Source organism: Trichococcus sp., from assembly GCF_049589555.1.
Classification (GTDB): Bacteria; Bacillota; Bacilli; order Lactobacillales; family Aerococcaceae; genus Trichococcus.
This window is the reverse complement of the sequence record NZ_JBAWAZ010000176.1, coordinates 17,647-29,254: the sequence shown is the minus strand read 5'-3', so window position 1 is coordinate 29,254 and position 11,608 is coordinate 17,647. Positions and strand designations below refer to the sequence as shown.

7 protein-coding genes are annotated in these 11,608 nt (G+C 46.4%); 5 read left to right on the top strand and 2 right to left on the bottom strand.

The window, feature by feature from the left end:
* The first annotated feature begins 21 nt into the window (after positions 1 to 21).
* Positions 22 to 1,590 carry an ABC transporter substrate-binding protein/permease gene (locus WBV27_RS07025; protein WP_424200656.1) on the top strand — a complete coding sequence of 523 codons (1,569 nt, stop codon included), beginning with the start codon at positions 22 to 24 and terminating at the stop codon, positions 1,588 to 1,590.
* A complete protein-coding gene (locus WBV27_RS07020) occupies positions 1,583 to 2,317 on the top strand; it encodes an amino acid ABC transporter ATP-binding protein (protein WP_424200654.1) in 735 nt (244 codons plus the stop codon). The genes WBV27_RS07025 and WBV27_RS07020 overlap by 8 nt, the downstream gene beginning before the upstream one ends.
* A gap of 314 nt (positions 2,318 to 2,631) precedes the next feature.
* On the opposite strand, the gene WBV27_RS07015 is transcribed toward WBV27_RS07020, so the two are convergent.
* On the bottom strand, positions 2,632 to 3,816 hold the full coding sequence (locus tag WBV27_RS07015; RefSeq protein ID WP_424200652.1) for a 3D domain-containing protein: 1,185 nt from the start codon (positions 3,814 to 3,816) through the stop codon (positions 2,632 to 2,634).
* A gap of 300 nt (positions 3,817 to 4,116) precedes the next feature.
* Between WBV27_RS07015 and WBV27_RS07010 the strand changes: the two genes are divergently transcribed.
* Together WBV27_RS07010 and WBV27_RS07005 are read left to right on the top strand one after the other, a co-directional pair.
* Positions 4,117 to 5,655 (top strand): Ppx/GppA family phosphatase, encoded by a 1,539-nt coding sequence (locus WBV27_RS07010; protein ID WP_424200650.1) that lies wholly within the window; start codon positions 4,117 to 4,119, stop codon positions 5,653 to 5,655.
* 54 nt (positions 5,656 to 5,709) lie between these two features.
* A complete protein-coding gene (locus WBV27_RS07005; protein ID WP_424200648.1) occupies positions 5,710 to 7,848 on the top strand; it encodes an RNA degradosome polyphosphate kinase in 2,139 nt (712 codons plus the stop codon).
* Between the two features lie 223 nt (positions 7,849 to 8,071).
* On the opposite strand, the gene brnQ is transcribed toward WBV27_RS07005, so the two are convergent.
* Entirely contained in the window at positions 8,072 to 9,418 is a 1,347-nt protein-coding gene (gene brnQ / locus WBV27_RS07000; protein WP_424200646.1) for a branched-chain amino acid transport system II carrier protein, read from the bottom strand.
* 298 nt (positions 9,419 to 9,716) lie between these two features.
* Here brnQ and WBV27_RS06995 point away from each other — a divergent pair, with 298 nt between their 5' ends.
* Entirely contained in the window at positions 9,717 to 11,351 is a 1,635-nt protein-coding gene (locus WBV27_RS06995) for an ABC-F family ATP-binding cassette domain-containing protein (RefSeq protein WP_424200644.1), read from the top strand.
* The last annotated feature ends 257 nt before the right edge of the window (positions 11,352 to 11,608 follow it).

Genomic DNA, 11,608 nt, shown 5'->3' with positions numbered 1-11,608 from the left:
GCATTCGAAGATTACCCAGTAATGGCCTACGCCATCGAGGACCAAGGTTTGGCTCTGAAATTGGCTACAGACAAAGAAGCCGGCAGTTCATACGGTTTTGCAGTCGCTAAAGATACAAATCCTGAATTGTTGGCAATGTTCAATGCAGGTTTGGCCAATCTGAAAGCGGACGGCACTTACCAAGCCATCCAAGAGAAATACCTCGGTGCTTCCGTTGATACAAGCTTGGATGTCCCGGCACAGAACGGAAAAACTTATATCATCGCAACCGACACAACTTTCGCCCCATTCGAATTCCAGGACGCTAACGGCAACTATGTGGGTATCGACATGGATTTGATTCGCGCAATCGCTAAAGACCAAGGTTTCGGAATCGAAATCCGTCCGCTAGGATTCAATGCGGCCCTTCAAGCGTTGGAAGCTAAACAAGTGGATGCTGTCATCGCTGGTATGAGCATCACCGACGAACGCAAACAGACCTTCGATTTTTCAGAACCGTATTTCGAAAGCGGTGTGGTCATGGCTGTTGCTGCCGATAGCGATATCGACAGCTATGAAGACTTGGAAGGCCTGACCGTGGCCGTCAAAACCGGAACGGAAGGCGCAACATTTGCCGAATCCATCAAGGATGAATATGGCTTCACTTTATCGACTTTCGATGACTCAGCCAACATGTATCAAGACGTTATCGCCGGCAATTCCGTCGCGGCATTTGAAGATTACCCGGTTATGGCCTATGCCATCGAAGGTCAAGGCATCGGATTGAAACTGGCTACCGAAAAAGAAGCCGGCGGATCTTACGGAATCGCAGTCGCGAAAGACACGAACCCGGAACTGTTGAACATGATCAACACAGGATTGGCAAACTTGCAGTCCAACGGTACTTATGAAGAAATCGTCAACGACTATCTAGGGTCCGACACAGAAGAAAGCAACACTTCCTTCTTCGGACTGATCCAGGAAAACTGGAAAACATTGTTGCAAGGTTTGGGCAGAACGATCCTGATCACTTTTGCATCCATCGTTATCGCTTTGGCGCTGGGTATCGTAATCGGCTTGTTCAGCGTTTCCCCTAACAAAGCATTGAACTGGATCGCAACCATCTATGTCGACATCATGCGCGGTGTGCCGTTGATCGTCTTGGCATTCTTCGTATACTTCTCGATTCCGCAATTGATGGGCATCCGGATGAGTTCGACAGTTGCAGGGATCATCACACTGAGTCTGAATGCAGCAGCTTATCTGGCCGAAATCTTCCGCGGCGGTATCAAAGCTGTTGATGTCGGACAGATGGAAGCAGGACGCAGCTTAGGTCTGACTTATCAAACAACAATGAACAAAATCATTTTGCCGCAAGCAATCCGCATCATGATCCCTTCATTCATCAACCAGTTCGTCATTACTTTGAAGGACACTTCCATTTTGTCCATCATTGGACTTGTCGAGTTGACACAGACCGGTAAGATCATCATCGCCAGAACTTATGCTTCCGGTAATATGTGGTTGATCATCGGCTTGATGTACATCATCGTCATCACGATTCTTACGAAGATTTCCAAAAAACTTGAAGGGAGATTAAAGAATGGCTAACGCAAAAATAAATGTCATGAACCTGAAGAAAAGCTTCGGAAGCAACGAGGTTTTGAAAGGAATCGACCTCGAAGTCGCTGAAGGCGAAGTGGTCTGCATCATCGGCCCTTCCGGTTCAGGAAAAAGTACCCTTCTGCGCTGTCTGAACAAGCTGGAAGAAGTCACCGACGGCCATGTGCTGATCGATGGAAAAGACATCACCGAAAAAACCACTGACATCAATAAAGTTCGTGAAGAAATCGGTATGGTTTTCCAACACTTCAATCTTTTCCCGCACCTTTCGGTAATGGACAATATCACATTGGCTCCGGTTGAACTGAAACGCGAAAATAAAGAAGCCGCAAGAGTAAAAGCAGTGGAATTGTTGGAAACAGTCGGCCTGTCCGAAAAAGCTGACGCTTTTCCAAGCTCGCTATCCGGCGGCCAAAAACAACGTGTCGCTATCGCGCGTGCGTTGGCAATGAATCCGGAAATCATGCTTTTCGATGAACCAACATCCGCACTTGATCCCGAAATGGTTGGCGACGTTCTTGAAGTCATGAAGAAACTGGCAAAACAAGGGATGACCATGGTTGTGGTTACGCATGAAATGGGCTTCGCCAGAGAAGTCGGCCATCGCGTCATCTTCATGGATGGCGGGTACATCGTCGAGGAAGGCACGCCTGCTGAAGTATTCGGCAACCCACAGCACTCTCGTACGCAAGATTTCCTGAACAAAGTTTTGTAATAGTACAAAAAACAAAGGTTGCCCAAAAAAAGGGCAACCTTTGTTTTTTTGAAATGCGGCAAACGAGAATCTTTCGGCCGGAGGAGCGTGCATGAACGGCCCGTAGCTCCGGGGAGCCTTTGCTTGGCCGGAGCTGAAAAGACGATGAGGATGCGACCTCCGATGAAGGGAGGCTCGCAGGAGGAGCGCCTGGTTCCATCCCCTCACCTCCGGCCAATCTCCGCTTCATCGGAGTTGGGAGTAGGAAACTCGCTAACCGATCAAAAAGAATCGGGCTTTCTCAAAAAAAATTGAGATAGCCCGATTCTTTATTTTTATTGTAATATGGTGATCGTCAAAGTCTGTCTGCCGAAAGCAAGTGCGGCATTCAGGTCTTCCATGTGCAAGTCTATTTTGTTCCCTACGATTGCTCCACCGGTATCTCCTGCAATCGCGATACCGTAGCCCGGTACGTTGACCAGACTTCCCAACGGAATCACGGAAGGATCTACAGCAACGACCATCGGATTGACCGACAAGTCGATGCCAGTAGCGGTAAAGTTGGATAGCCCCGCTTCGTGGCGCGAATAGGCTGTTGCCGATACGACCAATGTTTTGCCCTGCGCAGCTGGTGTTTCCGTCACAGTCGGAGCCGCAACAGTCACAACAGGCGTCGTTACAACAGCAGCAACGGAACTGTCAGTGATTTGGCTAACCGGTGCTTGTACGGATGATGAAGCTGCAGACGATGCAGATTCGGCAATAGCGACTGTGCTGCTCGATTCCGCAATTTGCTGCTCTTCCGCCGCTTTGGCTGCAACTGCAACCGCCTCGGAATCAGCTTTTACTTGCGCTTCTTCGGCAGCCAAACGGGCAGCTTCATCCGCATACTCCGTTTTCACTTGCGACAACACAGTTTGGTTGTCCGATAGGATGCCTTTCAACGAAGTCAATTCTTCAGCCAACGCAGTCGATTCGGATTTCAGGCGGTTCTCTGCAGCCTTGACTGTTTGGATTCCCTCAGCCAACTGTTCTTCCAATGCCACCAGTTTCTCTTCTTCGGAGATGGCAGACTCGATCTGTTCATTATCGGCAGCCTGCAATTGGCTGATTACATACGCTTTATTGATGAAATCGGCAAAATTTTCGGAATCCAGTAACATCAATACTTGGTTCTTCGTTGCATCAGAAATCTGTAAAGCAACAAGCCGCGTTTTCAGTTGTTCCTTCCGCGATGCGATCACTTCTTTTTGCGCTTCGATAGCTGCTTTTGTTTCGATTTGGCTCTCTTCAGTCGCAGCAATCTGCGCTTCTAGATCATCGATCCCCATCTGCTTCAGGTTGATTGACGCTAGTGTTTCACCGATCGTCACTTCCACAGAAGCAATTTGAGCTTCCGTCTTTTGTTCTTCTTGGGTTAAGGTATCTAAGGTGGAACCTTGAACTTGTGTAATGGAAAGGGTCAGACTTGCTGCCAAGCCGGCCAACATCAATTTCCCTATACGCTTTTTATGATTCAAAATCTCACGCCTCTCTTTTCTCGTTGGAAAATGCTCCTTTATTATATCTAATTTCTCTTTACGGAGGGTTGCATTCCTTTTACCATTTCATATCAAATGATTCACTCAATGCTTATTTTGCCTTTTAATGAGCGGTTTTGTAACCTTCCCGTAACATAAGATTCCCCGCTGTAACAAAAAGTCCACTTTACTTGCCTAAATCGGCATCAGGAAAAGATAATTTTATGACAAACTTGCCGAATTCCAGTAAAATGGAAAGTGAGGAATCTTGGAAGATCCGGGATTCAGAAGGAGACGTCCATGTTATTAGAGAGAATAGGTTTAATCGATATCGGATCCAATACCATCCGGTTGGTCATCTTTGAAATCGATGAACACTTTACGATGTTTCAAGTCCAAAATATCAAGACCCCCGCACGCCTGTTTCAGTATTTGGATAAAAAGAAAAAGATGTCCCAAGCAGGGATTGATGTACTCATCAAAGTCCTGAAAAGTTTCAAATCAGTCGCTGATCAGTATCAAGTCAGCACCCTGATGCCGGTAGCAACAGCTGCCATCCGTCAATCCACCAATCGCAACGACATCATTGCCCAAGTACGCAAGAAGACCGGAATCGAAATGCTGTTGTTGCCAGAAGAAAAAGAAGCCTATTATGGGAATTATGCCGTTCTGCATACGACCCAATTCCCTAGCGGTATCACGATCGACATCGGCGGCGGCAGCACAGAAGTCACTTACTATGAGAATAAGGAACTGCAGCAGTATCATAGTTTCCCGTTTGGGGTCGTGACCCTGAAGCAGATGTTCTTCGACGGCAAGGCTCACAATGACCCGAAAGCGATTAAGAAGATGCAGGAATTTGTGAAAGAACAGTTCAAATCGATCAAATGGCTCAGCAAGAAACAAGTGCCGATCGTAGCTATGGGCGGCTCTGCCCGCAGCATCGCGAATGTCCACCAACGCCAAATCAATTATCGATTAGCAGGCGTGCACGGTTACCGCATGTACCGAAATGACCTCCAACAGACAGTGGATTTGTTCCAATCATTGAGCATTCCGCAGCTGCAGAATCTGGATGGGCTGAGCCGGGACCGCACCGATTTGATCATACCCGCGAACGTGGTATTCAATACCCTCTTCGATGAAGTGAAGGCCCCAGTATTCCTGTTCAGCAATAAAGGCTTGCGCGAAGGCATCGTGATGGAATTTCTCAACAACAAGTACGAAAACAAAGCCTTCAGCGTTTTCAACATTGCGGCTCAAACGGTCAACAGGCTGGCCGCCAGCTACCACACCTTAGCGCATGTCGCGCAACAAAGGGTGAAATTGGTCGATATGCTGTACGAGGAATTGTGCCGACTGGGTGTTTTTGACAAAAATCCGGATATGGAAAAACTGTTGCATTTCGGAAGCTACCTTTATTATCTAGGTCAATTCGTCGAGACCGGCGCCAGCTCGCAGCATACTTTCTACATCATTTCCAATAGCGACTTGAACGGCATCAGCCACAAGGAACGGGTAAGCATCGCTCTATTGGCCAGCTTCAAAAACCGATCGCTCGTCAACCAGTACCTGCTGGGCTATACGGATTGGTACACAGTGACTCAGATTGATCAGCTGCAATCATTCGGCGGCATCATCAAATTCGCTGACGCCATCAATGACTCTCATATGGAGGTCATCCAAGACATCAAAATCAATAAGACAAAGAACGGGCACGATCTGGTGCTCTATTACAAAGGTGACATCCTTGCTGAAGAGTATCGCGCAGAGCGTCAACGCAAACACATCGAGCGCCTTTTGAGCGGTAAACTTAACATTATATTTACAAAAATTTAACAAAATTATGCTATAAATAAAGCTTACAAATCGAACGAACGGATGTGTAATATGATGGAATCAGATAGTAAACTCAATCTTGCTCATGCAGATTATTATTTCAATCGAGAGTTGAGTTGGCTGGACTTCAACAAACGTGTCATTGAGGAAGCGAAAGATCCTCAGAACCCTTTGCTTGAACAGCTGAACTTTTTATCCATAGCAAGTTCCAATCTTGATGAATTCTACATGGTTCGGGTTGCCGGATTACAGGATCAGTTCAAACTTGGCTACCATATGACTGACCGCAAAACAGATATGAGCCCCCTTGAACAGTTGTCTGCCATTTCTGATAAAAACAATAGAAACATCGCCTTACAATATGAGTTCTATTATGAACTTTTGCATAAATTGGCTGAAAAGAATGTCCGAATCAAAAAAATCAGTGATCTTTCCAAAAGTGAATTCGCGATTATAGAAGAAACATTCCATGAGCAAATTTTCCCTGCATTGACGCCGCTAGGGATCGATGCCTACCGCCCCTTCCCTAACTTGAACAACAAACTGATCCACATCTTCGTCAATTTGGAGAAGGAGGATACGACCCGGGTTGCGATCGTGCCTGTTCCCGCTCCGCTGCAACGGTTCATTTTGTTGGATGAGGACAAAAACGACATCGGCATCGTACTTTTGGAAGACGTTGTACGCCATTTCATCCATACCTTGTTCAAAGGCTTCACCGTCACGAATAGTTTCAGCTGCCGGATCACCCGCAATGCGGATTTGGAATTGCATGAAGATGGCGCGGATGATCTGCTTTTGGTCATCCAGGATTACCTGAAGAAGCGCAAAAACGGGATGGCAGTCCGCTTGGAAGTCGATACACGCGATACGATTGAGACTCTCCAGGGAGACGTGCGCTTTTTGCAGACAGAACTGGATCTTGACGATCGCGATGTCTATATGATCGAGGGGCCGCTGGATCTTACCTTCCTCAGCAAATTGACCCGTCATCTGGCGATTGCTTCACCAGATGATGTTTACCCTACCTTCTCACCGGTCACACCGAGTGATTTGTCCGGAAAAGACATCTTTGATGTAGTCGAAAAGCAGGATGTCTTCTTGCACCATCCTTATGATTCGTTCGACCCGGTCGTCGATTTCATCAAGAGCGCCGCTGAAGATGAAGATACGATCGCCATCAAGCAGACCCTTTACCGTGTCAGCAAAGATTCTCCGATCATCGAAGGCTTGAAGACCGCAGCCGAATCCGGCAAACAGGTCACTGTGCTTGTCGAGCTGAAAGCCCGTTTCGATGAAGAGAACAATGTGCAATGGGCCAAAGAATTGGAAGAGGCCGGAGCGCATGTCCTTTACGGGATGACCCACTTGAAGACCCACAGCAAGATCACGATGGTCGTAAAGAAACATAATGACCGAATCGTCCGCTATGTCCATCTGGCAACCGGAAACTATAACGATAAAACCGCCAGACTTTATACCGATATGGCCATCTTCACCGCCAATAAGGAAATCGGCGAGGATGCCACAAACTTCTTCAACTACTTGAGCGGCTATTCGGACCAACCGGAGTACAATCATCTGCATGTGTCGCCTTTTGAAATCCGTGATTCCTTCATTGAATACATCGACGACGAAATCGGCTCGCACAAACAATTCGGGAATGGACTAATCATCGCGAAAATGAATTCCTTGACCGACAAACGCGTCATCATGAAACTGTACGAAGCCAGCCAAGCCGGTGTCCGTGTGGATCTGATCATCCGCGGCATCTGCTGCCTGAAACCCCAAGTGCCCGGCGTGAGTGAGAACATCCATGTCCGCAGCATCGTTGGCCGCTTCCTGGAGCACAGCCGGATCTACTATTTCCATCATAACGGCGATGAAAATCTTTTCCTGTCTTCCGCTGACATGATGACCCGCAACATGATCAAACGCGTCGAGATAGAGTTTCCGATTTTGGACAAAGCCATCAAGAAGGAAATCCTTTCCTTGATGGATGTCTACCTTGCCGACAACACGAAAGCGCGCGAACTGCATCCTGATGGGACCTATCGACACGTCCGTAACGATAAGCCAGCCGTGGATGCGCAAAAGTATTTCATGGAACTGGCGAACAAGGAAAACGAAATCCCAATACTCTCTGAAAAGGATTCCTGGTTAAAAAAAATCCAACGAAGATTCAAAAAATAAGAAAAGCGGAACGGGTTCGTTCAGCCCTGAATGAAATTTAGGAAATTGGACCGACTGAGCATCGTAGAGCGCAATAGGCCCAATTTATCTAATTTCCGAAGGGCTAACCCGTGAAGCTAGCCAACGATTTGGAACGCATGAAACATTTTATAAATTCCTATATAACGGCAGAAAAGAAGAAGGCCAAGAGCTGCGCGCTCCTGACCTTCTTTTTCTGCTGTTATTAGACTAATTTATTGGTTTTCGAAATCGCCAAGCCGATTGCAAAACCGATCATGGATGGGATCAGCCAACCCATTCCGATATCGGATAAAGGAATTGCCGAATCAGTCCAGGCAATGACACCGTTCAGACCGATAACGTCCTTGATTCCTTGCGGCAAAGCTTTCAGGAAATCAATGGTTGCGAAAGGCAAAGTGAACAAGGTCGTCATCTGGTAGACGATCGTCCGGTCATTGAACAGGCTGCTCGTGATTGACAGCAAAATCAAAGTGATCGCAAGTGGATAAAGGAACATCAACACCGGAATCGAGAAGGCGATGATCTGGCTCAAGCCCAGATTCGCCAAACCGAAGGAAATGGCTGTAAAAAGATAGACGTATTTTTTGTAGTCCAATGAGTTTGGAAACATAAGCACGAACGTTTCACTGATGGCTGTGACCAGCCCGATTGCTGTTTTCAGACAGGCAACTGTGATGATGACCGCAAACAGGACAGCGCCGAAGATGCCGAAGTACTCGTTTGAGATCTGCGCCAAAGCGATACCGCCGTTGTCGCTGATTTCAAAAACACCACGGCTCGTTGCGCCCAAGTAAACCAGCGAACCATAAATGACAGCCATCAACAGCATGCTGATCGTTCCGGATTTTATCGTGTCCTTCGCAATCGTTGCTGGCTTTGTGACGCCTAAACCTTGGATCGTCGTTACGACGATGATGCCGAAAGCTAAGGAAGCCAACGCATCCATCGTGTTGTACCCTTCCAAAAAGCCTTTGAAGAATGCGCCTGTCTGATAGCTCGCATCCACTGGTATTTCACTCGCTGTACCCATCGGCGCGAAAAAGCCGAAGAGGATCAGAATCGAAAGAAAAACCAGGAAAATCGGATTCAGTACCTTGCCTACCCATTTCAATATTTCCGATGGCTTCAGGGAGAACCAGAGAACAGCTGCGAAGAAAAGCAACGAGAAAAGGAACAGCGCCATCTTTGTCATTGAGGGATCCAAGTAAGGAGCAAAAGCTGCCTCGAACGACACGGTCGCGGTACGCGGCGTCGCAAAAAATGGCCCGATTGTAAGGTAGAGTGCGGCTGTGAAGAAAACGCCGTATTTCGGATGGATTTTGCTCGCCATTTCCAGCAGGCTTTCTTTACCGGACAGCCCCATCGCAACAATACCCAGAAACGGCAACCCCACTGCCGTCACGACAAACCCCAGTATCGCCGGAATCAAGTTTTGTCCAGCTAATTGTCCCATATGGACCGGAAAAATCAGGTTGCCGGCACCGAAAAATAAGCCGAAGAGCATGGAGCCTATGTATATATATTCTTTATTCGATAATTTCTTATCCATTAAGTCTCAGCCAACTTTCTGTTTCGATTTTGTCCATTCTATCACGGCATTCCCCACGATACTAGAATTGTGAGCGTTAACCAAAAAAACTTACCATTTTCTCATTTTCGCAGCCATACCACAAGCACTGGCTGTCATCCGAAAATAATGGCAATATTGAAACAATCAGGAACAATCTATTGCCACCAGAGACACAATCTTACTCGTTTTTTGTAAACACTCTGTTAAAATCCTTTTATTTTTTCAGGAATATGCTAGAATTAATTGACTATAAACAAGAATTGAGGAATGTAAAAAAATGATTACCGTATCAAATGTCAGCCTACAATTTTCCGATCGCAAGTTGTTTGACAATGTTAACCTAAAGTTCACCCCTGGTAACTGCTATGGCGTCATCGGTGCAAACGGAGCTGGAAAATCTACTTTCTTAAAGATTTTATCAGGTGTCATCCAGCCCACAACCGGCGACATCATTTTAGATCCAAATGAACGTTTAGCTGTACTGAACCAGAATCACTATGGTTTCGAAGACCATCAAGTATTGGACACTGTCATCATGGGTCACAAACGTCTTTATGCCATCATGGATGAAAAAAATGCCATTTATGCAAAAACTGATTTCACAGAAGAAGACGGCATCAGAGCCGGCGAACTTGAAGGCGAATTTGCTGAATTGGATGGCTGGGAAGCCGAATCCGATGCTGCAAGTCTCTTGCAAGGTTTAGGCATTGGTGAAGACTTGCACTTCAAGCAGATGAGTGACCTATTGGAGCCACAAAAAGTAAAAGTTTTGCTGGCGCAAGCATTATTCGGCAAACCGGATGTATTACTATTAGACGAGCCGACAAACGGTTTGGACAAAGAATCAATCGAATGGTTATCTGAGTTCCTGATCAACTTCCCTAATACCGTCATCGTAGTTTCCCATGACCGTCACTTCCTGAACACGGTTTGTACGCACATGTGTGACGTTGACTTTGGAAAAATCAAACTTTATGTCGGAAACTATGACTTCTGGATGCAATCCAGTCAATTGGCCGCTAAATTGGCCGCTGATTCCAATTCGAAAAAAGAAGAGCAGATCAAGGAATTGCAGGACTTCATCGCGCGATTCAGTGCAAATGCATCGAAATCCAAACAAGCGACTTCACGTAAAAAGACTTTGGATAAAATCACATTGGATGATATTCAACCATCCTCCCGTAAATATCCTTTCGTCGGCTTCACTCCAGAACGCGAAATCGGTAATGACTTATTGATTGTTTCGAACCTTTCCAAAACAATCGATGGCGTCAAAATTTTGGACAACATCAGCTTTGCGTTGAACAAAAACGATAAAGTCGCTTTCGCCAGCCGCAAAGATATCGCTACTTCCACCCTCTTCAAAATTTTGATGGGTGAAATGGAAGCTGACGGCGGTACCTTCAAATGGGGCGTTACAACTTCACAAAGCTACTTGCCGAAGGACCACACGAATGAATTCCCGGTTGCCGACATCACCATTTTGGAATGGTTGCGCCAATTCGCAGGCAAAGAAGAGGACGACAATACCTTCTTGCGCAGCTTCTTGGGCCGCATGTTGTTCTCAGGTGAAGACGTTATGAAGAAAGTTTCTGTCCTATCCGGGGGAGAAAAAGTACGTATCATCCTATCGAAAATGATGCTTTCCAAAGCAAACGTCTTGGTATTGGATGATCCGACGAACCATTTGGATCTTGAATCCATCACTGCATTGAATGACGGTATGATCGCCTTCAAAGGCGCGTTATTGTTCACTTCACACGATTACGAGTTCATCAACACTACTGCGAACCGCATCATCGAAGTGACTCCAAACGGCGTTGTGGACAGAATGGAAACAACTTACGAAGACTTCTTGGCAGATAAAGACGTTCAAGCAAGAATCAACGCACTTTATAAAGAACAAGCATAAAACCAGCACTAAACAACAAACAGAAAGAGGAGCACCCGAGCATTCGGTTGGCTCCTCTTTCTGTTTAATAGAATATTTCCATTCCAAAAGTGCATCACCTCCGGTGTTTCACAGGGTTGCAAAATATTCAAAGCATCCCAGAACGTTGGCTAGCTTCACGGGTAAGCCCTTCGGAAATTAGATAAACCGTGCCTATTGCGCTCTACGATGCTCAGTCGGCACGGTTTCCTAAATTTCTTTCAGGGCTGAACGAACCC

Coding starts and splice junctions, on each gene's coding strand:
- WBV27_RS07025 (WP_424200656.1), top strand. CDS start 22: ATGGCCTACGCCATCGAGGACCAAGGTTTGGCTCTGAAATTGGCTACA.
- WBV27_RS07020 (WP_424200654.1), top strand. CDS start 1,583: ATGGCTAACGCAAAAATAAATGTCATGAACCTGAAGAAAAGCTTCGGA.
- WBV27_RS07010 (WP_424200650.1), top strand. CDS start 4,117: ATGTTATTAGAGAGAATAGGTTTAATCGATATCGGATCCAATACCATC.
- WBV27_RS07005 (WP_424200648.1), top strand. CDS start 5,710: ATGGAATCAGATAGTAAACTCAATCTTGCTCATGCAGATTATTATTTC.
- brnQ (WP_424200646.1), bottom strand. CDS start 9,418: ATGGATAAGAAATTATCGAATAAAGAATATATATACATAGGCTCCATG.
- WBV27_RS06995 (WP_424200644.1), top strand. CDS start 9,717: ATGATTACCGTATCAAATGTCAGCCTACAATTTTCCGATCGCAAGTTG.